General features: G+C 72.0%; 20 protein-coding genes. 7 read left to right on the forward strand and 13 right to left on the reverse strand.

The features are described from left to right. Positions 1-9: 9 nt before the first annotated feature. Positions 10-603, forward strand: a complete 594-nt coding sequence (locus B116_RS0108385; RefSeq protein WP_018721001.1) for a hypothetical protein — start codon at positions 10-12, stop codon at positions 601-603. Positions 604-605: 2 nt separating this feature from the next. Here the strand turns inward: B116_RS0108385 and B116_RS24845 are convergent, their stop codons facing one another. After that, positions 606-1181 (reverse strand): hypothetical protein, encoded by a 576-nt coding sequence (locus B116_RS24845; protein ID WP_033667433.1) that lies wholly within the window; start codon positions 1179-1181, stop codon positions 606-608. Positions 1182-1374: 193 nt separating this feature from the next. Between B116_RS24845 and B116_RS0108395 the strand changes: the two genes are divergently transcribed. Further along, on the forward strand, positions 1375-3915 hold the full coding sequence (locus B116_RS0108395; protein WP_027659783.1) for an FtsK/SpoIIIE domain-containing protein: 2541 nt from the start codon (positions 1375-1377) through the stop codon (positions 3913-3915). Continuing rightward, positions 3912-4817, forward strand: coding sequence for a hypothetical protein (locus B116_RS0108400; RefSeq protein ID WP_027659784.1), 906 nt, complete (start codon positions 3912-3914; stop codon positions 4815-4817). Before B116_RS0108395 ends, B116_RS0108400 begins: the two co-directional genes overlap by 4 nt. Positions 4818-4892: 75 nt before the next feature. Here B116_RS0108400 and folE read toward each other — a convergent pair whose 3' ends face one another. From folE to dacB, 6 genes are all read right to left on the reverse strand, one after another. After that, complete coding sequence (gene folE, locus B116_RS0108405; protein WP_026321477.1) at positions 4893-5552, reverse strand: GTP cyclohydrolase I FolE; 660 nt, start codon at positions 5550-5552, stop codon at positions 4893-4895. A gap of 35 nt (positions 5553-5587) precedes the next feature. After that, entirely contained in the window at positions 5588-7597 is a 2010-nt protein-coding gene (gene ftsH / locus B116_RS0108410) for an ATP-dependent zinc metalloprotease FtsH (RefSeq protein WP_018721005.1), read from the reverse strand. 359 nt (positions 7598-7956) lie between these two features. Next, positions 7957-8529, reverse strand: a complete 573-nt coding sequence (gene hpt / locus B116_RS0108415) for a hypoxanthine phosphoribosyltransferase (protein WP_027659785.1) — start codon at positions 8527-8529, stop codon at positions 7957-7959. A gap of 136 nt (positions 8530-8665) precedes the next feature. Next, positions 8666-9667, reverse strand: coding sequence for a tRNA lysidine(34) synthetase TilS (tilS, locus tag B116_RS0108420; RefSeq protein ID WP_027659786.1), 1002 nt, complete (start codon positions 9665-9667; stop codon positions 8666-8668). A 10-nt stretch (positions 9668-9677) separates the two neighbouring features. Next, positions 9678-10748 carry a zinc-dependent metalloprotease gene (locus tag B116_RS0108425; protein WP_027659787.1) on the reverse strand — a complete coding sequence of 357 codons (1071 nt, stop codon included), beginning with the start codon at positions 10746-10748 and terminating at the stop codon, positions 9678-9680. Between the two features lie 89 nt (positions 10749-10837). Beyond that, positions 10838-12223, reverse strand: a complete 1386-nt coding sequence (dacB, locus tag B116_RS0108430) for a D-alanyl-D-alanine carboxypeptidase/D-alanyl-D-alanine endopeptidase (RefSeq protein WP_018721009.1) — start codon at positions 12221-12223, stop codon at positions 10838-10840. A 463-nt stretch (positions 12224-12686) separates the two neighbouring features. Between dacB and B116_RS0108435 the strand changes: the two genes are divergently transcribed. The 3 genes from B116_RS0108435 to B116_RS0108445 all read left to right on the forward strand — a co-directional run bounded on the left by B116_RS0108435 (position 12687) and on the right by B116_RS0108445 (position 15543). Then, positions 12687-13193 (forward strand): inorganic diphosphatase, encoded by a 507-nt coding sequence (locus tag B116_RS0108435; RefSeq protein WP_018222215.1) that lies wholly within the window; start codon positions 12687-12689, stop codon positions 13191-13193. Positions 13194-13395: 202 nt separating this feature from the next. Further along, entirely contained in the window at positions 13396-14682 is a 1287-nt protein-coding gene (mycP, locus tag B116_RS0108440) for a type VII secretion-associated serine protease mycosin (RefSeq protein ID WP_027659788.1), read from the forward strand. Positions 14683-14820: 138 nt separating this feature from the next. Beyond that, the gene (locus B116_RS0108445; RefSeq protein WP_027659789.1) at positions 14821-15543 is read left to right on the forward strand and encodes a phosphatase PAP2 family protein; all 723 of its coding nucleotides are present in this window, start codon (positions 14821-14823) and stop codon (positions 15541-15543) included. A gap of 5 nt (positions 15544-15548) precedes the next feature. Here B116_RS0108445 and B116_RS0108450 read toward each other — a convergent pair whose 3' ends face one another. The 6 genes from B116_RS0108450 to B116_RS0108475 all read right to left on the reverse strand — a co-directional run bounded on the left by B116_RS0108450 (position 15549) and on the right by B116_RS0108475 (position 20969). Next, positions 15549-16727: a MarP family serine protease gene (locus B116_RS0108450; RefSeq protein ID WP_018721012.1), complete on the reverse strand. Its 1179-nt coding sequence runs from the start codon at positions 16725-16727 to the stop codon at positions 15549-15551. 63 nt (positions 16728-16790) lie between these two features. After that, positions 16791-17483, reverse strand: coding sequence for an NUDIX hydrolase (locus B116_RS0108455; protein WP_018721013.1), 693 nt, complete (start codon positions 17481-17483; stop codon positions 16791-16793). A gap of 43 nt (positions 17484-17526) precedes the next feature. Beyond that, entirely contained in the window at positions 17527-18141 is a 615-nt protein-coding gene (locus tag B116_RS0108460; protein WP_027659790.1) for a TlpA family protein disulfide reductase, read from the reverse strand. Continuing rightward, a complete protein-coding gene (nth, locus tag B116_RS0108465) occupies positions 18138-18956 on the reverse strand; it encodes an endonuclease III (RefSeq protein WP_033667435.1) in 819 nt (272 codons plus the stop codon). Before nth ends, B116_RS0108460 begins: the two co-directional genes overlap by 4 nt. Positions 18957-18983: 27 nt before the next feature. After that, positions 18984-20144 (reverse strand): CapA family protein, encoded by a 1161-nt coding sequence (locus B116_RS0108470; RefSeq protein WP_027659792.1) that lies wholly within the window; start codon positions 20142-20144, stop codon positions 18984-18986. Between the two features lie 54 nt (positions 20145-20198). Continuing rightward, positions 20199-20969: an adenosylcobinamide amidohydrolase gene (locus tag B116_RS0108475; protein WP_027659793.1), complete on the reverse strand. Its 771-nt coding sequence runs from the start codon at positions 20967-20969 to the stop codon at positions 20199-20201. A 217-nt stretch (positions 20970-21186) separates the two neighbouring features. Between B116_RS0108475 and B116_RS0108480 the strand changes: the two genes are divergently transcribed. Further along, positions 21187-21864 (forward strand): Crp/Fnr family transcriptional regulator, encoded by a 678-nt coding sequence (locus B116_RS0108480; protein ID WP_018222205.1) that lies wholly within the window; start codon positions 21187-21189, stop codon positions 21862-21864. The last annotated feature ends 3 nt before the right edge of the window (positions 21865-21867 follow it).

The following is a 21867-nucleotide window of genomic DNA, read 5'->3' on the forward strand; positions in this document are numbered from 1 at the left end:
ACGACGGCGATGACAGACCCCCTCCCAGACCCCTTCCTGGACCAGCCGGACTGGGCGCCGCTGCCACCCCGACCGATCGCGGTGCTGCCCGCCTCCGGCCCGGTCGAGCTGCGCGGACGCCGGGTGCGGGTCGGTCAACCCGGGCTGGGCTGGCGCGGTGACCTCCGCGCGGACGACCGCGTGGTGCAGGGCAGCCGCACCTACGTGCCGGTCATCGCCGAGCACGAGTGGTACCGCGCCGAGGCCGATCAGGTCGAGGTCTTCGCCCCCCTCGTTCCGGTCGACCGGGTCTGGGTGGAGACGGTCGGACTACGGCCGGAGGCGCCGCCCGCGGAGGCCGATCGGCTGGTCTCCCTGGACGCGCCCACGCATCGGGCGCCGACGCCGGTCTTCGAGGCCGACGCCGTCGCCGGCCGGCGGGTCGTGCACGTGGAGGGCTCGGTCGAGCACCGGGACCTCCGCGCGGTCACCGAGACCTACTCGAGCGCCGAGGGGGACATCTGCGTCCGGGTCACCCCCGAGGTCGAGTGGTATCGCTGGGCCTGGCGCGGGCAGACCCCGACCACACTCGAGGTCCCCGTCCACCTGCTCTGGATCGAATAGGGTCAGTCAACCCGCGCGCCGGCGCAGACCCGCCAGTCCTCGCCCAGCCGGGTGGTGAAGCGCCACGGCTGCCGTTCGCTGTAGCTGCCACCGTCAACGTAGGCGGAGATCACCAATTCCACCTCGACGACCGCCTCGTCACCCTCGCGCCCAATCACAAGATTTCCCCATCTGACGGAGATCGGCACCGCGAAGCGCGCCTCCCGCGCGGCCAGTTCCTCACGCAGCGCCCCCAGCTCAGCGACGGACGCTCCCTCGGCGCAGACGAACAGGTCGGCGAGCGTGTCATCGCGGTCCACGAGGAACGCGCGAAGGTAGTTGTCCACGACCACCTCGGGCGCGCTGCGGTCGGGGGTGGTGGCCCGGTCGTAGAGGACGTAGCCACCGACGATCCCGCCCAGCACGAGCGCCGTCAGCACGGCGGCGGTCACGGTGAGGATGGTGCGAAGGCGTTGCCGCCGCGGCGGGACCGGCGTCCCCGCTCCTGGCGCGGGCGCCGAGGGTGGGGCCGCCAGTTGCTCGGAGGGGGGCCGCTGCGCCGGTAGGCGGGACACCTGGGAACCGGCGGGGGGCTGCACTGATTCCACTCCCTGAGGCTAACGGCTACCGGCCGCTGGCCCAATGCCCAGATTAGGCGGATCGTGACGGCTTCCTCCCCACCGGTAACGTCGGCAACAACACCGACGCAGCACCGCGGCGCCTCCGCCGGAACCAGGTCGTCCTGCGCTACGGTCTTCGCGCGGGGTGGGTCGCCGACCTCGCGAAAAGGGGGTGGACACGGTGGGTCCGAGGAGGCGGGCGAACCGGGCCGCTGCCCTACACCGGCAGGCCGCCGCCACCGCGGTCGCCGCCGCCGACGTCCTGGACGATATTCGTCCCGCTCCCGCCGACCACGCCCGCCAGTACGAGCTCGCCGACCGGCTGCGGAGCGCCGCCGACCAACTCGCCCCCGGCTGGGCGGGAGCCGCGCTGGAGACCCTGCCGGCGGGGACCGTCGCCGGGGAGGGGCCGCCGCCCTTCGTCCGGGTCGGCACCGCCGCCCCGCTCGACGAGGCGCGCTTCCCCGCACTGGTCCCGCTGATCGGTACCGGGAACCTGGCGATCGATGCCGACACCGGGGACCCGCGGGTGGCGGGCCTGGTCCGGGCCGTCCTGTTGCGACTGCTGGCGGCCACGCCGGCCGGAGCGCTGCTGGTCCGCGCGGTCGACGGTACGGGTACCGCGCTGGCCCCGTTCGGGGCGCTCGCCGACGCCGGCCTCCTGCCACCCCCGGTTACGGACGTCGCCGGCCTGCGGACGGTGCTGGCGGAGGCGGAGCGGTGGGTGGCCCCGGCCGGAGACGGTCGACGCCGGTACGACCGAACCCTGCTCCTGGTCGTCGCCGCGCTGCCCGAATCCACCGACCACACCGACCTGATCCGCCTGGAGGCGCTTGCCGAGCAGGGTGGCGCGAGTGGCCTGCACCTGCTGGTGGCCGGGTGGCCGGTCGGCCGCGCGCCGCTGCCACACGCCGCCTCGTTGACGATCCGCAGTGCGTACGCACTGCTCACTGGCCCTCCCGGCACGGCCTTCGGGGCGCCGGAGGCGGATCCTCCGGGCGGGTTGAACTCACCGGTCTTCCTCGAACCGGATCCGCCGGCAGACCTCGTTGACAAGGTCTGCCGGCGCCTCGCCGAGCAGGTGGAGGAGGGCTCACGGCTGGCCCTGGCCGAGCTACTTCCGGCGCCGAGCGAGCCGCTGTGGACGACGAGTTCCCGCGCGGGGATGACGACGACGGTGGGGGACGCCGGGGGGCGGCCGGTCTCCCTGGGTTTCTCGGAGCTGACGCCACACTGGTTGGTGAGTGGCCGCTCCGACACCAGCCGATCAACGTTCCTCGCCACCGCCCTGCTCGGCCTGACCGCCCGCTACGGTCCCGAGGAGCTCGTCGTCTACCTGGCCGACCTCGGCGCCGGGGAGTCCTTCGCCGAGTTCCTCCAAACCGAACGCGACCGCTCCTGGATTCCGCAGGTCCGGGCGGCCGCGATCACCGCCGACCGGGAGTACGTGCTGGATCTGTTTGACCTCCTGGCCACCGAGGTCCGCCGCCGCGAGGAAGCCGGTGTCCGGGCCGGCGGGCAGCGGTACCAGGAGCTGCGGCAGCACCGGGAGCTACCGCGGATCGTCGCCGCGGTGGACGGCCTTCCGCGACTACTCACCGGCCGGGACCGGATCGCCTCCGAGGCGCGGGCCCTGCTCGAGACCGTGGCGCACACCGGCCGGTCGTACGGCGTGCATCTGCTCCTGGCCGGGGAGGGCGACCTGGGCCTTCGGGCGCGCAGTGACCGGGATCCGCTGCTCGGGCAGTTCCCGGTGCGGGTGGCGCTTCCCGGCGGGGGCGCGGTGTTGGCCTCGACCAACGACTCGGCGGCCGGGCTGGCGGTGGGGAGTGCGGTGGTCAACACCGCGGGCGGCCTCGGGGGGCCGCGTGGCGCCATTCGGGGACACGAGCGGGTGGTCCGCTTCCCCGATCCACTGGATCACTGCGAGGCGGTGGAGGGCCTGCGGCACCGGCTCTGGGATGCCCGCCCGGAGCGGAGTGCACCGCCGGTCGTCTTCGCCGGTTACGCCCAGCCGCAGCTCCGCAACGACCCCCGGTACCGGTCGGCGGTGGCCGGTGGGGCGACCGGGCCGGTGGCGCTGCTGGGCCGGGCGGTGGATGTGACCCGGTCGACGGTGGCGGTGTCGCTCGACCCCGCCCCGGGGCGCAATCTGGCGGTGCTCGGCGCCGGCGTGGCGGCGGCTGGCCTGCTGGTCAGCGCGGCCCGCAGTGTCGCCGCCCACCACCAGCCGGGTTCCGCCCGGTTCGTGGTGGTGCCGCCCGCGGACGAGGCGGGGCCCCTCGCGGCGGCGCTCGCCGCCGAGTTGGCCACTGAGCACTCGGTCGAGGTGGTGGATCAGGCTGACCTGCCGGCCGTCCTCGACTCGGCCGAGCCGGCCTACCTGGTCGTTTTCGACCTGGACGGGCTGGATTCCGGACAGGTTCCGCCGGACCGGCTCGCCACCCTGCTCCGGGAGGGTCCGCCGGCCGGTCGTCACCTGCTCGGCCGGTGGGGCACCGTATCCTCATTCGCGTCCCTACTCGAACCAGGAGACGAGTTGGCCAAGCTCGCCACGGTCGCCGTCGTGGACGTGCCGGGGGCCCAGCTCGGGGCGCTCTGTGGTCGCCCGGTGGAGTGGCGTCCTCGACCAGACCGGGCGTTGCTTTGGGACGGCCACAGCGGGCAGGGTGTGGTCCTGGTTCCGTTCGCCACGAATCCGGCCCTAACGTGAGCCGGATTCCCAGCCAGGATCGGGGCCCGGACCGGCAGCACCCCCCGGCTGCCCCGCCGATGCCGCCGATCCACGTTCCGCGGCCGGTTCATCCGCCGGCGCCGGCCCACCAGCCGCTACCTGACCGCGAGCCGGTCGAGGCAACGCCTGAGCCTGAGCCAGCCCACGGGTCGGAGGCAGCCCCCGAAGCGGTCGAGGTAGCGCACGAGCTGGAGGAGGCCCACGAAGGGGTCGAGGTAGCCCACGAGGCGGAGGCCGCCCACGAGCCGGTTGAGGTGGCGTGGGACGAGTACCTCGCGGCCACCCGGGAGCTCGACGAGGTACGCCGAAGCGCGGCCACCGCCGCGGGCGAGCAGGCCCGCGCGGTCGCGGCCGCCCGGGAGGAGCTGGCGCTGGTCCGGGCCCAGCTGGCCGGGCAGGAGGCGCGGCTGCGCGAGTCCGGCGTACCGCCGATCTCGCTGGCGCCGACGCCACCGGAGCTCTCGGCGGCGAATCGGTCGATGGCGAGTGGGCCGGCGAAGGTGCTGGCGGCGCTGCGGGGGGCGGCCGGCCGGGTGGAGTCGGCGGAGGCCGCACTGACCGCCCGCGGGCTGGTCAATTTGGCGGGCTGGCCCGTCATCGCCCGTAACCTGCTCTGCTATGCCCCGCTGGCCCTGCTGATGCCGTTGGTCCAGCTGATCCTGCTCGCCGTCACCGGCCCCAGCACGGTGAGCGCCGCTGCGCTGGTTGTCGGGCTGGCCACGCCGGCGGCGGCGTTCGCAGCGGGCTGGTGGTGGGTGGGGCGCCTCGCCGGGCCGAAGGCGGGCGGGCAGCCGGATCGCACTCCGCGGCTCGGGGCGCTGGTCTGCCTAGTCCCGGCCGTTTTGACCAGTGCGGTGCTCCTGCTCGCCCTACTGGGCTGAGCTCGGCGCAGGCGTAGCGGCGTCCCGGGGCGGAGTGGGGCCGCCCGGCGCTGATGACCCGCCGGGCGGGTGGGGTCAGCGCGAGTTGATCAGGGCCATCGCCTCGGCGCGGGTTCGCGCGTCCTCTTGCAGGCTGCCGCGTACCGCGGAGGTGATCGTGCAGGCCCCCGACTTCTGAATGCCGCGCATCGCCATGCACATGTGCTCGCACTCCAGGACGACGATCACGCCGCGCGGCTGGAGCTGCGCCATCAGCAGGTCGGCGATTTGTACGGTGAGCCGCTCCTGCACCTGGGGACGACGTGCGAAGACCTCTACCAGTCGGGCCAGCTTGGACAGCCCGGTAACCCGGCCGTCCGAGCCGGGAATGTACCCAATGTGGGCACTGCCCCGAAACGGCAGCAGGTGGTGCTCGCAGAGGCTCATCACATCGATGCCCTGGACCAGCACCAGCTCGTCGTGGTTGGCCTCGAAGGTGGTGTTGAGCACCTGCGCCGGGTCGACCCGGAGCCCGGCGAACAACTCGACGTAGGCCCGGGCTACCCGGGCCGGGGTCTGCTGGAGCCCTTCGCGGTCCGGGTCTTCGCCGACCGCGATCAGGATCTCGCGGACCGCCTTCTCCAGCCGAACCAGGTCAACGCTCTCCTCGACCGGACCGCCGGTGAGCCGACCGCTGACCAACCGGGCGGCGACGTGGTCCAGGTCGCCGTCGGTCTTGGTGGCGGAGGCGGCCAACCCCTCCGAGCGGTTGGCCACCTCGTCGTCGCTGTTCAGTGTGGTCCCTCCGAGTTGTTCGAGGCGGCACCGCTGATGGATGCGGCGTCGGCCGGGCCCTGAGCCTTGAGCGCCTCATTCTCGGCGGGCGTGCGAACCGGCGGCTCGGTGGAGGGCTGGCGCTTGCCGAACCCGTTGTACGGAGCCATCGGCGGGCGCTTCACGACCCGGTCGCAGATGCGCGCCATGTCGGCCGTGGAGAGGGTCTCCTTCTCCATCAGCTCGAGCACGATGTTGTCCAGGACATCGCGGTACTCGACCAGGATCTCCCAGGCCTCGTCGTGCGCCAACTCGATCAGGGCTCGCATCTCGGCGTCGATCTCGGCGGCGACGGCGTCGGAGTAACCCCGCTCGTTGCCCATGTTGCGGCCGAGGAACGGCTCGTCGCCGCTGCTGCCGTACTTGAGCGCACCGAGCTTCGAGCTCATCCCGTACTGGGTGATCATCGCGCGGGCCAGCTGGGTGGCCTTCTCGATGTCGTTGCCAGCGCCGGTGGTCGGCTCGTGGAACACCAGCTCCTCGGCGGCCCGGCCACCTAGCGCGTAGGCCAGGGTGTCGACCATCTCGGCCCGAGTCTGGGTGTACTTGTCCTCGGTTGGCAGGACCAGGGTGTGCCCCAGGGACCGGCCCCGGGACAGGATGGTGACCTTGTGCACCGGAGCGGCGTGCGGCAGCGCCCAGGCGACCAGCGCGTGCCCACCCTCGTGGTACGCCGTGATCTTCTTTTCGTTGTCACTCATCACCCGAGTACGGCGCTGCGGGCCAGCGATCACCCGGTCGATCGACTCTTCCAGGGACTCGTCGGTGATTGCCCGCTTGTCCCGGCGCGCGGTGAGCAGTGCAGCCTCGTTGATCACGTTGGCCAGGTCGGCACCGCTGAAGCCAGGAGTACGCCGCGCCACCGCGTCGAGATCAACATCGGGGGTGAACGGCTTGCCCTTGGCGTGCACCCGCAGGATCGCCTTGCGGCCCTCCATGTCCGGCGCGTCCACCGGGATCTGCCGGTCGAAGCGGCCCGGCCGCAGCAGCGCCGGGTCGAGGATGTCCGGCCGGTTGGTGGCGGCGATCAGGATGACACCGCCCTTGGTGTCGAAGCCGTCCATCTCGACGAGGAGCTGGTTGAGGGTCTGCTCCCGCTCGTCGTGACCGCCGCCCATGCCAGCGCCCCGGTGGCGACCGACCGCGTCGATCTCGTCCACGAAGACGATCGCCGGCGCGTTCGTCTTGGCCTGCTCGAAGAGGTCCCGGACCCGACTGGCGCCGACACCGACGAACATCTCGACGAAGTCCGAGCCGGAGATGGAGTAGAAGGGCACCCCGGCCTCCCCGGCGACCGCGCGGGCCAGCAGGGTCTTACCGGTGCCGGGCGGACCGAAGAGCAGCACGCCCTTCGGGATCTTGGCGCCGAGCGCCTGGTACTTCGCCGGGTTCTGCAGGAAGTCCTTGATCTCGTGCAGCTCCTCGACGGCCTCCTCGGAGCCCGCCACGTCGGCGAAGGTCGTCTTCGGCGTGTCCTTGGTGATCATCTTGGCCTTGGACTTGCCAAAGTTGAGCACCCGGGAGCCGCCACCCTGCATCTGCGACATGAAGAACAGCAGCAGGGCCACCAGCAGCAGGATGGGCAGCAGGCTGATCAGCAGGGTCATCCAGACGCTGTCGCGGGAGACATCCGCGTCGACCGGGCCGGTGATGCGGTTGTTCGCCTCGGCGTCGCGGACGTCGTTCCAGACCTGGTCACCGACCTCGTACGGGAACTGCGCCTCGATCCGATTGGTGGTGGTATCACCGAACTCGGCCGGCTCGGCCAAGTCAAGCTGGAGCGTCTGCTCCTTGTCGGCGAAGACGGCCTTCTCAATGCCACCCTTGTCGAGTTGCTCCAGCGCGACGGAGGTTTCCACCTGGTGGTAGTCGGGCTCGCTGAAGGCCACGTTGTAGAGCAAAAAGGCGCCGAGGCCGACCAGGAGGACCCAGACCAACGGTCGGCGGAAGAAACGCGTACGTTCCATACTATTGTCGAGCGCCGAGACGCTCGCATCCTCCTGATCGACGTCCGGACCGTCTGAATAGTGTCGCCGCCAGCGCGGCGGCGGAGCCGCCGTGCGGGCCGGTCTAACCCCCGGGGCACCACGTCGCGCCACGGTCACTCGACCGTACACCGTTCGTGCCGGTTGCGAGCATGCCAGCCCCAGCACTTACGCGTAGGGCGAACCGGGGTTCCTGCCAGCGGGACGGGAGCTCCGCACCCGGCCACCCAACCGCCCGGTCCCGCGGTTGCGGAGGTCGGGCGTGGAGATTACCTCCACGCCGCCGGCCCCAACCCTAGTCCGTACGGCTGAGAGTCCGCTGAACGTCGAAGCGAGCGCTCCTACCGGGCGTAGACCTCGGGTCGGAGTACGCCGACGAAGGGCAACTCCCGGTAGCGCTCGCCGAAGTCAAGCCCGTAGCCGACGACGAACTCGGTCGGGATGTCGAAGCCGACGTACTTGACCGCGACCGGCACCTTCACCGCCTCCGGCTTGCGGAACAGCGCGACCACCTCGACGCTCGCCGCCGAGCGGGACTCCAGGTAGCGCAGGAGCCAGGAGAGGGTCAGCCCGGAGTCGACGATGTCCTCCACCACGACCACGTGCCGGCCGGCGATGTCCCGGTCCAGGTCCTTGAGGATCCGCACCACGCCGGAGGAGGTGGTGCCCTGCCCGTACGAGGAGATCGCCATGAACTCCAGCTCGGCCGGGGGCCCGTGCCGGCCCAGCGCCCGGGCGAAGTCGGCCATGAACATCACCGCGCCCTTGAGGACGCAGACGAGCAGTAGCCCGTCCTCGATGTCGGCGTAGTCCGCCGAGATCTGCTTGGCCAACTCCGCCGTCTTCTCGCGGATCTGCGCCTCCGAAATGATCACGTGGTCGATATCGGCGTCGTACCAGGAGCCGTCAGCCATGGCTCCTAGCCTGCCGTACGCACGATGGTCTCCGTCGGCGGGGCCGCTCCTTTTATACGACCCAGGCCGGGTTTCTCCGCAAAGACCAGCAAACGGGACCGATCCCCGCCCCGCTGACCAGCGGAAGCTCCCTCGGTCACACCTGCGCATCCGGGTCGTCGGCGGTGAGCCGACCCGCCCGACGAAGCACCCGCAGCCCGTCCGGCAGGTGCGCCGCCCCCTGCCCGCGCCAGCCGGTGACCAGGGCCTCCAACGCATCCACATGCCGGTGCGACAGGGCGGCCGGGCGAGCCCCCAGCTCCCGGGCCCAGGCGTGCAACACCCGCCCGCGGACCGCCGGCGCCAACTCCGCGAGCCCGCCCACGGAGAGCCCCCCATCGGGGTGCCGCACCCCGCCCAGCGCGGTGCTGGCCTGCTCATCCAGCGCCGCCGTGTCGACCGCGACCAGCCGGGCGGTACGGGCCAGGTTGTCCAGCACCGCCGGCCCGAGTGCCCGCACCAGCACCGGCAGCACCTCGGCCCGGACCCGAGCGCGGGCGTACGCCGGGTCGGAGTTGTGCGGGTCCTCCCAGGGGTCGAGTCCCAGCGCCGTGCAGGCCGCCCGGGTCTGCTCCCGACTCACCTCCAGCAGCGGACGCAGCAGCAGCGCCGAGCCGAGCCGCCGCCGTGCCGGCATCCCGGACAGGCCGCGTGGCCCGGCGCCGCGCGCCAACGCCAGCAGCACCGTCTCCGCCTGATCGTCGCGGGTGTGTCCGGTAAGTAGCGCCGCCGCCCCAAGCCCGTCGGCCACCTCGGTCAACGCCCGGTAGCGGGCCGCCCGGGCGGCGGCCTCCGGGCCACCAGGCCGCCCGGACACGTCCACCCGGACCACCTCGACCGGGGTGAGGCCGGTTGCCCGGGCCCAGTCGGCCACCGCCGCCGCCCGCTGTGCGGAGCCCTTCTGCAGACCATGGTCAACGGTGACCAGACCGGCGGATCGCCCGAGTCGGGGCGCCACGAAGGCGGTCGCGGCGGCGAGTGCCAGCGAGTCGGCTCCCCCGGAGCAGGCCACCAGCACCGGCCCCGAACCGGGTAGCTCGGTCAACGCATGCCGGATCGCGCGGCGGATCGCGGCGACCGGTGGGGCGAGTGCGGCCACGGACGGTCGGTCAGTCGCCGGCCGGGAGCGGACCGGCCGGCCCGTGCACCCGGGCCACCCAGGCGTCCGGGTCGCTGAGCTCGGCGAGCCGGGGCAGGGTCAGCGGGGAGGCGAAGACCCGGTTGAAGCCCGCCATGCCAACCCGCTCAACCACACCGTGGACGAACCTCCGCCCCTCGGCGTACTGGCGCAGTTTCACCTCCACCCCGAGCAGCCGCCGGAGCGCCTTCTCCACGGGGTTGCCCGACTCCCGACGGCGGTTGAACGAGGCCCGGATCCGCTCCACGCTCGGAATCACCTGCGGCCCCACGCCATCCATCACGAACTCGGCGTGCCCCTCGAGCAGCGTCATCAGCGCGGTGAGCCGGTCCAGCACCGCCTTCTGGGCCGGCGTCTGGACGATGTCCAGGACGCTGGTGCGACCGGCCGGCTCCCGCACCGCGTCGGCGAGAACGGCGACGCCGCGACGTAGCCGATCGACCAGGGGGTCGGCGCCACTGCTGGCGGCGTCGACGAACGCCTGCACCTCACCGAGAAAGTAGGCCCGCAGCCACGGCACCGCGGTGAACTGGGTGCGGTGGGTGACCTCGTGCAGACAGACCCAGAGCCGAAAGTCGCGGGGATCAGCCGCCAGCTTCCGCTCCACCTCGACGATGTTCGGCGCGATCAGCAGTAGCTGGCCCGGTTCGCCGGCGAAGACCTCGTATTGGCCGAGGACCCGGCCGGACAGGTAAGCCAGCACCGTGCCAGCCTGCACGCCGGTGATCCGCGAACCGATCGCGTCGGTCAACATGCCGGGCTGCTTGTCTCCCGCGAGCCGACCGACCAGGGGGCCGATGACCTCGCGCAGACCGGCGACGTTGGCCGCCGCCCAGTCACGACGGTCCACCACCTGCACCGGCGGGTGCGACACCTGCGATCGGAGCCCGGTGAAGTCACCGACGTGCTCGGCCGCCTCGTCGGTCAGCCGGCGCAGGTCGCCGACGACCTCCGTGGCTTCGGCGTAGGAGACGCGCGGGCCCGTCTTGCCGAGCGTCCCCGCGGTCGCTGCGGCCAGATCCCAGTCCACGAACTGCGCCATGGGCCCACCGTACCTGTGGGGTCGCCCGCCGACCGGGGCCACGGCGGTCGTGGTCGGGCCCCACTCCCACCGCCCCGCCCAAGCTGAGGTCAGCGGCAGCCGCAGGCGGCGAGGGCCGCGGTGATCCGGTCCAGCGTCACCTGGGCCTGTATCAGGCCGCCGCTGGGCGCCCGGTCGGTGAGCACCGCGAAGGTGAGCAGGCGTCCGTCGGCGGTGGTTACCAGCCCGGCCATCGCGTGCACTCCGGTCAGCGTGCCGGTCTTGGCGCGGACCATCCCAGCACCGGCCTGAGCCGCGACATCGGTGTAGCGGCCGGCGAGGGTGCCCGACCAGGCGCCGATCGGCAGGCCACCGAAGAGCGCCGCCAGCTCCGGACGGCTGCCGTCGGCGGCGAGCCGGATCAGGTCGGTGAGCAGCGCCGGGCTGATTCGATTGGCGCGAGATAGGCCGCTGCCGTCGGTGAGCGTGAGCGCATCAACCGGCAGCCCCAGCTCCCCCGCGACCGCCTCCATCGACTCTCCCGCACCGGAGAATGACGCCGGCTGTTCCCGAGCCAGGGCCACCTGCCGGGCCAGAGCCTCAGCCACCATGTTGTCACTGTCGACGATCATGATGTCGACCAGCCGCACCATCGGCAGCGACTGCACCACACCCAGCTCAGTACCGGGCGCACCCGCCGTCGCACCCGCTCCGGCCGCGGGCGCCGGGCCCCGCTCGACCGCCTCCGTCGGTACATCCAGCAGCCGGGCGAACGCCTCGCCGGCGTGCAGATCCGGCTCTGGCACCCGCTCGGTGGCGTTATCGCCGTTGTCGTATTCCCGTTTCGCCTGCTCCAGGTCACTGCGGGCGCCGTCGGTCATCAGCGCGGTAACCGCCGAGCCGTACCCTCCAGAGAAAATGTCGTCGTCCCAGCCGGAGGCGTACGCCGGCCCGGAGTACAGCGACGAGTCGACCACGACCCGTGTCGGGGCGACGCCACCAAGCGCCGTCTTCACCTGCGCGGCCAGCTCATCAAGGCGCGCCGCGCCCGGGTAGAAGCCGGAGCCGTCCACGGCGAGCGTCGGGTCGCCCCCACCGATGAGCACAACCTCGCCCGGGGCTGCCCCGGCAACCGCCCGGGTGGGAATCCGGTGCCCCGGACCACGCGCGGCGAGCACGGTCGCGGCGGTGACCAGTTTGGTCACCGAGGCGGGCACGGTGCCGTCACCAGCGCCCTGGTCATACAGGATCGTTCCGGTCGCGACGTCGGCGACCGAGACGTTGGCCCGGTCACCCAACGCGGCGGAGCTGACCAGCGGGTCGAGCACGGCGCGCACCCCGGCGGCGGCGGGTTCGGGCGCGGTCACGTCGGCCGCGGCCAGCACCGCCGGCGGCTGCGCGGCGGCGTCCCCATCACTCCACTGGGCCTCCGGATCCGGCCGCACCATGATGACCCCGACCGCGCCCAGCGCGAGGAGCACCACCGAGGCCAGCACGGCCGGCAGTAGCCAACGCCGGGGGCGACCGGACGAGGTCGCACCGGACGGTACAGGGCCGCGGCTGCCGCTGTCGGAGGAAGCCGCCGGTGGCACCGGCTTAGGCCAGCTCGGCTGGTCCGGCGACGCTCCCGGTTCCGGCTTGGGCCAGCTCGGCTGGTCCGGCGACGCTCCCGGTTCGGGCTCGGCAGCGGGCCAGTGGTTGGGGTGCGCCTCGGGCACTGGCGCCCGCCCAACCGCGCTACCTCGAGCAGATCTACCGGTCTCCCGTCCAGGACTATGCTCCGGACGGTAGTGTGAATCTTCCCTCCCCACGGCCCCCTCCTCGCCCCGCGGAACCTGCTTGGGTGACACTACTTCGGTCCGAAGACTAAGCGGCCACCGGACCGTCGGGCGGGGTTTCACCTGTCTGGCGACGAACGCCGCCGGTCAATGCCAGCGTGGGCAGACGAGGAGCGTGCAGATGGATTTCGACGTCACGGTTGAGATCCCGAAGGGTCACCGCAACAAGTACGAGGTTGACCACGTGACCGGTCGGATCCGGCTGGACCGCACCCTCTTCACTTCCACGCAGTACCCAGCCGACTATGGCTTCATCGAGGGCACTCTGGGCGAGGACGGCGACCCGCTGGACGCTCTGGTACTGGTCCCGGAGCCGACCTTTCCGGGCTGCCTGATCCGGTGCCGCACCATCGGCATGTTCCGGATGACCGACGAGAAGGGTGGCGACGACAAGGTCCTTTGCGTCCCGTACGAGGACCCACGTCAGGAGCACCTCCGCGACATCCACCACCTCGGTGAGTTCGACCGCCTGGAGATCCAGCACTTCTTCGAGGTGTACAAGGACCTCGAGCCTGGCAAGTCCGTCGAGGGCGCCACCTGGGTGGGCCGGCAGGAGGCGGAGGAGGAGATCGTCGCGTCGATCCGGCGCGGCCGGGAGGCCGCGGAGCACGGCGACTCCGCGCACTGACCCAAACACCGGCGGGCCCGGGGGCGCTCAACCGAGCAGCCCCCGGGCCCGTTCGTGCCGGTCGACCGGCAACCGCGCGTACCCGGACGGGGTTGGCCAGCTCACCCACCAGTCGTTGGCTGGCAAATATTGCCCGAATGCACCAGCAGGGCCGCGGAAACCGGTAGCCTCCGAACGTTATGGCTAGGTTGGTCGAACGCAAATGGTCGAGGACGTGACCGGGGTGCGGCGTGGTAGCAGGTCCCCCGCCCGCCGGAGAGCCAGACGGGTGTGGCTCTCGCTGACCTCGGTCGCCGTCGCCGTTGCCGTGCCGGTCGCCGTCGTCCCGCACGCCGGGCAGGTCAGCACCACCCTCCCCGGCCACATTGGGCAGATCGCCGCCGGAGGGCCGGGCCACTCGGCCGGTAGGACCTTGGTGGAGTCGACCGACCGCTCCGCCGACCAGGCTCGCGACGATCAGTGGCAGCTGGACCTGTTGCGCGCCAGTATGGCGTGGCGCACCTCAACCGGGGCCGGGGTGGTGGTGGCGGTCATCGACTCCGGCGTGGATGCCAACCATCCGGACCTGGCTGGGCGGGTGCTACCCGGTCTCGACCTGGTCGATCCGTCGAGCACCGCCGACCCGGATCCGGTGGGTCACGGTACGGCCGTGGCCGGATTGATCGCGGGCCGCCGCGACGACAGCCGCGGGGTGGTGGGCCTCGCCCCCGACGCCCGGATCCTGCCGGTACGGGTCTTGGACGCGGAGAACCGTTACGACGACGCCTTGATCGTGGCGAACGGCGTACGGTGGGCCGTTGACAACGGCGCCCGGGTGATCAACCTGTCACTCGGCGGCAGCAGCGCCAGCCCGGCGCTGGCCGCCGCGTTGGATTACGCGTTCGCCCGGGACGTGGTGGTCGTCGCCTGCACCGGCAACGAGACTGCCGCAAGCTCCAGCACGGTCTGGTACCCGGCTCGGGAGCCGGGGGTGATCGCGGTCTCCGGGCTGGACCGGGAGAGTGAGAATCTCTGGTCCGGCGCGATCACTGGCCGGGAGACGGTGCTCACCGCGCCCGCGGCCGGTCTGGTGGGCGCGCGGCCGCCAGACCGGTACTGGCGGGTTCAGGGCACCAGCTTCGGCACGCCACTGGTCTCCGCCACCGCCGCGCTGATCCGCGCCCGGTATCCAGAGATGCCCGCTGGCGATGTGATCAATCGAATGCTGCGCACCGCTCGGGACATCGGTCCCGCCGGGCGGGACGACAGCTTCGGGTACGGGCTGATCGACCCGGTCGCGGCACTGACCGCCGAGGTGGACCCGGTTGGGCTCAACCCGCTGGATGACCAGTCCTCGCCGGGGGTGGTCGGCTTCGGTCCGGCGCCATCCACGGCCAGCGCGAACACCGACCGTGCCGGGCTCGAGTTCGTCCCGGCTGTCCCATCCGCCTCGTGGGAGCCGTGGGAGCCGTGGTCGGTTGGAGCGGGGGCCGGCTCCACGTCGGAGTAACCGTGACCGGGCTGGCGTTTCCCGCCGCGCTGCCCGCCGATGGTGCCCGCAAGGCGGGCCGATTCCGCTGGTAGGGATGCCGCGCCGGGCAGGTCCACCGCATCGGCATGCCCGGTGGCGATCCGGGTAGACGGAGCTATGCGCGCGTCCGGCCTCGGTACCGCCGCCCGGCCGTCGTGGCGCGACCGCCGCCTGCACCCCGACGACGGGCTGGGGTTGCGGCTGACCCTCGCCGTCGTTTCCGCGTTCCTGGTGCTGGTGCCGTTTCTACTCGCGCTGCTGGTGCTGGCGTCCTGGTCGCCGCTGCGGCGGCTGGACCGGGCGGTAACCGAGGCGCTCGTCGGGTACGGCCTGCGGCATCCGGGGTGGGCCGGGGCGCTGAACGTGTGGACCGAGGTCTTCGCACCGATGCCGCTGCGGTTGGGCGCGCTGGTGGTGGTTGGCTGGCTGGCCCGGCGTCGGGCTCGGCAGCTGGCGCTCTGGGTCGCCGTCACCATGACGGTCGGCGGGCTGCTGAGCCCGCTGCTCAAGCTGCTCGTAGGGCGTCCCCGGCCGGAGTTTTCGAACCCCCTGGCCCAGGCGGTCGGGCTCGCGTTTCCGTCCGGGCACGCGCTGAACGCGGCGCTCGCCGCCGGCGTACTGCTGGTGGTCTTCCGACCCCGGCCGGGCCACTTTGCCAAGCGGTACGCGGTCTGGGCCGCTGCGTTCCTCCTCGCCGGGGTGACCGGCTTCAGCCGGGTGGCGCTGGGCGTGCACTGGAGCAGCGACGTGGTTGCCGGGTGGTTGCTGGGTACCGGCGTGGTGGCCGCGACCGCCGCGGTGTTCACGGTCTGGCGGGTCACCCCACCGCGCCGTCGTTGAGCCACTCAGGTGCACCCGCCGGTGCTGACGCCACGCACACGTTCGGCTCCGGCCAGGGCGACCGAGCGGGCCTCGGCCGCGGTCACCGCGAAGCCGGTGTTCGGGTCGTCGGCCGCCGCCGCGAAGATCACCCCGAGCACCAGGCCGTTCGTGGAGACCAACGGGCCGCCGGAGTTTCCGCTCTGCACCAGGGCCCGAATGGTGTACACCTCCCGGGTCACCTTCCCGCTGGAGTAGATGTCCGGTCCGGTGATCTCGTCAACCTCTCGGACCCGGGCTGACTGCGCGTTGTACGGGCCGTCGAGCGGGAAGCCGAGCACGATCGCGTCCGCGCCGCTGTCCTCGTTGCCGGCGGCGAAGCGCATCGACGGGCCGGGCAGACCCGGGACGTGCAGGACTGCCAGGTCTCGGTCCGGGTCGTACACCACCACCCGGGCGTCGTACCGTTCGCCGTTGAGCTCGACGACGGTGGAGCGGGTTCCGGCCACCACGTGCGCGTTGGTCATCACCCGGTCGTCGGCGTAGACGAAGCCGGAGCCCTCCAGGCGGCGGGAGCAGCTTGGGGCGGAGCCGAGCACCTTGACCACGGAGCTCTTACTGTTGGCCACCACCTGTGATCCGACGAGGGCGGGGTCGGGCGGGGCCACCTGCCGGGCGCGGGTGGGCGCCAGGTCACCGAAGACGTCCGGGAAGCCGTTGGTGTCGACGGTCTCCCGCAGCGCGGTGGAGAGCTCCTGCGCCTGGTCGGGCAGGACCCGGTCCACCACGGTGAGCAGCGCGCTGTTGCGGACCGCGGAGGCCAGCCAGGGCAGCGAGGACGAGCCCAGCGGGACCGCGACCAACCAGGCGACCAGGAGCACGGCGAACAGCGAGACGAAGGCGCCACCGATGTCGTCCGCCTGTCGCCCGAAGTCACTACGAATCGTGCGTCGCAGGCGCGTGCCGAGCCAGCCGGCCAGCGCCTGCCCCAGCACCGCCAGCCCGAAGATCGCCACCAGTGAGACCAGCACTCGGGTGCCGCTGTCCAGGAACTGCTGGGCGAGCCGGGGGCCGATCTGAAGGCCGGCCAGCGCTCCGAGGAAGAACCCGGAAAACGACAGCACGCCGGTGACGAAGCCCTGGCGGTATCCGCTGATCGCGAACACGAGCATGAGCAGGAGCAGTACGAGATCCACGGCGGACACGTGTCCAGCCTACGGGGCCCGGGCCCACGTACCGGCTGCTGCCGCTACGCAAGGTCACTGGAGTCAGCGCAGAGCGCTCTCGTCCGCCGCGTCGGTCCCGGCCGAGGGTGCCGGATCGGCGCCCACCGGGGGAAGGTCCACCACCGGTCCCGGACGCCACGGGCGGGCCCAGCCCCCCATGTCGAGCAGGGCGGAGAGCACCCCCGCGGTGAATCCCCACACCAGCATGCCGCGGGCGGAGAAGGCCGGGCCGATCCAGCCACTCGGGTGGCGTACGCGCAGCCGATTCTCCGGGTCAACCAGTTCAGTGATCGGCATCCGGGCCACGTGCGCCACCTCGGCCGGCTCCCGTGGGTGCACTGGGTGGGGGGCGTGCCACCAGCCGAGCACCGGGGTCACCACGAAGTCGCTGACCGGAATCCACAGCTTCGGCAGTTCGGCGAGGACGGTGACGGTTCTCGGATCGAGGTCAACCTCCTCGTTCGCCTCGCGGAGCGCCGTCGCGGAGGCATCCGCGTCCTCCGGGTCGGCGGCGCCACCGGGAAAGGCCGGCTGTCCCGCGTGGTTGCGCAGGGTGGCGGCTCGCTGGAGGATCAGCACGTCCGGGCCGGCGCCGGGGGCCTCGCCGAGCAGCACCAGCACGGCGCTCTCCCGCCCACCGCTTTGCGGGGTAACCAGCCGGGTGAAGTCCTCCGTCCGGGCGCTGCCCAGCCGGGTCAGCAGCGGGTCCAGCCAGGAGGGCGGCTGCCGACTCATCACGCCACCGCCGCACCCAGGTAGCGGGCGAGGTACGGGCGGCTCATTCCGGCACCGCCACGCCCAGGTGCACCCGGACCAGCTCCGCGAGGCGGGCGTCGTCGAGCGCCCCGGAGACATCGACGTGTCGGATCCGGCTGTTCGCGTCAATGAGGACGGTCATCGGGATGGCGTTGCGTCCCAACGCCCGTTGCAACGCCTCACCCTGGTCGATCAGGCTGGGGAAGCGGACCCCGAAGTCCTCGCCGATTGACTGGGCGCCGCTGCGGGTGTCCCGCATGTTCACCCCGACGACCGTCAGCTGCCCTTCGGTCCGCTCGCTGAGCCGCTGGAACGCGGGCAGCTCGGCCCGGCAGGGGGCGCACCACGAGGCCCAAAGATTGATCACTGCTGGGCCCTTGAGCTGCTGCAGTTCGACCGGAGCACCGCCGGTGAAGCAGGTCAGCGTCAGCTCCGGCAGGGGCGTGCCGCCGGGGGCCGGGGCGGCGGGTGGGGCACTGGGCCGGTCGGTGGTCAGGCCGGAGCAGTCCGCGAACGGGGACGGCCGGCTCTGCGCCGCCTCGTCCCGGGTGATGGGGGCGTTCTCCGGCCCGGCGTCGGTACAGCCGGCCACCGTCAGCAACGCTGGGACGAGTAGGGCTACGAGCCGCTTCCTCACGGTGCCTCCACCGCCCCGTCCTGGGCTGGCACCAGCTCCGGATCAACTCCGGCGGCCACCGCGAGGTCCCGGGCCCGGGGGCCCTTGAGCAGTCGCGCGGCCACCGCCGGATCGGTCGGCCCAGTCCCGTACGACGGGCAGAGCTTCGCCAGGGTGCAGGCGCCGCAAGCCGGCTTCCGGGCCGGGCAGACCCGCCGCCCGTGGAAGATGATCCGGTGCGACAGCATCGTCCAGTCGCGCTTCGGATAGAGCGCCCCGATCGCGTGCTCGATCTTGACCGGGTCGGTCTCGGTGGTCAGCCCCCACCGCCGTACGAGTCGGTTGAAGTGCGTGTCGACGGTGATTCCCGGCACGCCGAACGCGTTGCCGAGGATGACATTCGCCGTCTTGCGGCCGATTCCGGCCAGGGAGACCAGTTCGGTCAGCTTCCCGGGAACCTGGCCGTCGTGCCGTTCGACCAGCCCCTGGCCCAGCCGGATCAGCGAATCTGCCTTGTTGCGGTAGAAGCCGGTGGACCGGATCAGCTCCTCCAGCTCGGCCCGGTCGGCGCCGGCGTAGTCGGCCGCCTGCGGGTACCGGGCGAACAACTTTGGGGTGACCTCGTTGACCCGCTTGTCCGTGCACTGAGCGGAGAGGATCGTCGCCACGGCCAGCTCCAACGGATTGGAGTGGTCGAGTTCGCAGTGCGCGTCCGGGTGGGTGTCGGCCAGCACCCGCCCAATCCGCCGGGCGCGACGCGTCCGACCGAGGTCGGTCTCTTCCCTGAGGCTGATGGTCACGCTGGCCAGCCTACGTCGCCGGCCGCCGGTCCCCATTTCGTGCCCGTGCGGTAGGGCCGGCCATCAGCTCGGCTGCGGTGGGCTGATCTGTCCCAGGTCGTCGAAGATCGCACCGGTCTCCGGGAAGTCCGCGGCACTGAGCTCACGCACCAGCCCCAGGCCCCGATCGTCCGGGTCCGTCGCCGGCAGACCCGACCCGTTCATGAACGTCGAGGCGAACGACCCGCCGTCCCAGGTGCCGTCGGGCTGCAGCGAAACCTTGAGCACGCCGCCCCAGCCGAGCTTGCCGCTGCGGTTGAACGTGTTCCCGCCGCCAGCGAAGTTGCCCAGGCTGTAGGCGATCAGCCGGCCCTGGTAGAACTCCATGCCCCGCAGGACGTGCGGGCCGTGCCCGATGATCAGATCCGCGCCGGCGTCGATCATGGCCTTGGCGAACCGGACCGGATCGCCCCGGTTCTCCCCCAGGTACAGCTCGGTACCCGGTTTGACCCGGGTCTTGTCGGCCCCCTCCGCACCCATGTGCACCTGCACCACCACCAGGTCCGCCTGCTCAGCGGCCTTGGTGACTACCTCTTTCGCCGCCGGGATGTCGGTCAGCGGGTTCGACCACGCGTACGACGAGAAGCCCGCCACCGCCACCTGGACGCCGCGTACGTCAATGACGGTGATCTGGTCCGGGGCCCCGGTGTGCGTCAGTTCGTACTGTTCAAGCGCCTGTCGGGTGTTCTCCAGGCCCTTCGCGCCGAAGTCGTTCCCGTGGTTGTTGGCCAGGTTGAGCAGGTTGAACCCACCGTCACGCAGGTGCGCCGCGTACTCCGGTGGGGCCCGGAACTGGTAGCAGTTGGTGGAGTCGTTGCCGCACTTGCCGGTCCCGGTATCGACGGTGAGCGGCTCCTCCAGGTTGCCCATCACCAGGTCGGCGGCGAGCTCCGGGCGCACCTCGTCGAAGAAGCCCGCGCCGTCGTTGGGGGGCAGTCGGTTCGGGGCGTTGCCGAGGAGAATGTCGCCGGTGGCGCTGAGGGAGATTGCCGCGGCCTCGGTGGGGGAGGCGGAGGGGGCTCCGGTGCCACCGCCGGCCCCGGGCTGCCAGGCCCCGCCGGACCCGGGTGCACCGGAGTCGACCGCGCCGCAACCGGTGACGACCAGTACGGCGAGCAGCGCGCCGGCCGACAGGAGCCGACGCGTACGGGTCGCGAACGTCAATGTGTTGGGGTGGGCACGCATCGCCCGCGACCCTACCGGGCCCGCGCCCTGCAGACGAGGCCGATAGTGGGTCGCTCAACTGGCCGGCTGCTGCGACCACGGCAGCACCGGACGGGCGCCACCGGCCAGGACCGCGCGGTGCACCGCCCGGGCCAGTGGTGCACCCCAGGTGGAGCGGGGGCCACCGTACGGCGCCTCGGGCCCCTCGGTCGGGCAGCAGACGGTGACCGAGTCGGTCGGGGTGCCGGTGCCGGGCATTCCCAGCTCGGCGATGGCCTGCGCCTTCGCCTCGGTGGCGGTCGCCACGGCGTTGATCAGGGCGGCGGGACTGAGCCGGGCCGGCACGTACACCACGGTGTTGACGGTGCCGACCGGATGACCGCCCGCGCCGGGTGCAGCCGTGGCCGGAGCGTGCTCGGAGGGGGCCGGGACCGGAGCGCGCTCGGGTGCAGCCGGGACGGGGGCACGCTCGACTGGGGCGCGCTCGGCGGGGGCGCGCTCGGCGGGGGCGGCGGCCCAGATCGGAACGCCGAGCCCGACGGTCGCCCAGACCCGTACTCCGGTGTCGGTTCGGGCCACCACCTCCGTGACGTCCACCCCGGTCAGCAGGCCCACACCGGGGCCGTCGAGACCAAACCCCTCGGCCAGTTCGGCCAGGTGCGCGACGGGGTCGTCCCGGTCGTACGACATCGGGACGGTCGCGTTGATCACCCAGCTCCGGACGCCCAGTCCGCCGCCGAACGCCGCTGAACTCGCGCTGAGTAACGGCCGCTCGGCTCGCCAGACCAGCACCGGGAGGTTCCGTCCGTCCTCACGACGGGTACACAGTGACGGTTCGTTCAGCACGGGGCGACCCTACGGCCCGATCCTGCGCGCGGCACATCTCACCTGGTGCAGCAGGGTATCGTGACGTTGACGACGGGCGGCGGGTTACGCCCAACGCTCACGTTTACCGGGGTGCACCTCGGAATATCTGCGCACGTGCGCCTAGACTGACCGAGCGCGAGGGAGAAGCGGACGGCGGACCCGCCGAACGGACGGCACGCGCAGGCGGAGGTGCGCGATGGACGAGGTACTGGCCCGGAGTGGGATCTTCCAGGGGGTCGACCCGGAGGCTGCCGAGGCGTTGGCCAAGGAGATGGAGACGATCGAGGTCCGCAAGGGCGATGTCGTCTTCAACGAGGGCGAGCCCGGTGACAGCCTGTACATCCTCCTCTCCGGCAAGATCAAGGTCGGCCGCCGGGCGGCCGATGGGCGACAGAACCTGATCGCGGTCATGGGCCCTTCGGACATGGTCGGCGAGCTGTCGCTCTTTGACCCGGGGCCCCGGACGGCGACGGCGACGGCAGTGACCGACACCCGCCTGGTGCGGCTCCGTAAGCAGGCGCTGCGCCCCTGGCTGAACAACCGGCCGGAGATCGCTGAGCAGTTGCTCCGGGTACTCGCCCGCCGGCTGCGCCGGACCAACGACTCGCTAGCTGACTTGATCTTCACTGACGTGCCCGGTCGGGTCGCGAAGAACCTGCTCCAGCTGGCGGGACGGTTCGGCACCCGGGATGGCGGAGTGCTGCGGGTGACCCATGACCTGACCCAGGAGGAGATCGCCCAGCTCGTCGGCGCCTCCCGGGAGACGGTCAACAAGGCCCTCGCCGATTTCGCCTCGCGGGGCTGGCTACGCCTGGACGGCAAGAGCATCATCATCCTCGACCCGGAGCGCCTGGCTCGTCGCGCCCGCGTCTGATCG

Source organism: Salinispora fenicalii (assembly GCF_000514815.1).
Classification (GTDB): Bacteria; Actinomycetota; Actinomycetes; order Mycobacteriales; family Micromonosporaceae; genus Micromonospora; species Micromonospora fenicalii.

Bases quoted from the DNA above. Each gene is read 5' to 3' on its own strand.
- B116_RS0108385 (WP_018721001.1), top strand. From the start codon at position 10: ATGACAGACCCCCTCCCAGACCCCTTCCTGGACCAGCCGGACTGGGCG.
- ftsH (WP_018721005.1), bottom strand. From the start codon at position 7,597: ATGGAACGTACGCGTTTCTTCCGCCGACCGTTGGTCTGGGTCCTCCTG.
- hpt (WP_027659785.1), bottom strand. From the start codon at position 8,529: ATGGCTGACGGCTCCTGGTACGACGCCGATATCGACCACGTGATCATT.
- B116_RS0108425 (WP_027659787.1), bottom strand. From the start codon at position 10,748: ATGGCGCAGTTCGTGGACTGGGATCTGGCCGCAGCGACCGCGGGGACG.
- B116_RS0108435 (WP_018222215.1), top strand. From the start codon at position 12,687: ATGGATTTCGACGTCACGGTTGAGATCCCGAAGGGTCACCGCAACAAG.
- mycP (WP_027659788.1), top strand. From the start codon at position 13,396: ATGGTCGAGGACGTGACCGGGGTGCGGCGTGGTAGCAGGTCCCCCGCC.
- B116_RS0108445 (WP_027659789.1), top strand. From the start codon at position 14,821: ATGCGCGCGTCCGGCCTCGGTACCGCCGCCCGGCCGTCGTGGCGCGAC.
- B116_RS0108455 (WP_018721013.1), bottom strand. From the start codon at position 17,483: ATGAGTCGGCAGCCGCCCTCCTGGCTGGACCCGCTGCTGACCCGGCTG.
- nth (WP_033667435.1), bottom strand. From the start codon at position 18,956: ATGGGGACCGGCGGCCGGCGACGTAGGCTGGCCAGCGTGACCATCAGC.
- B116_RS0108470 (WP_027659792.1), bottom strand. From the start codon at position 20,144: ATGCGTGCCCACCCCAACACATTGACGTTCGCGACCCGTACGCGTCGG.
- B116_RS0108480 (WP_018222205.1), top strand. From the start codon at position 21,187: ATGGACGAGGTACTGGCCCGGAGTGGGATCTTCCAGGGGGTCGACCCG.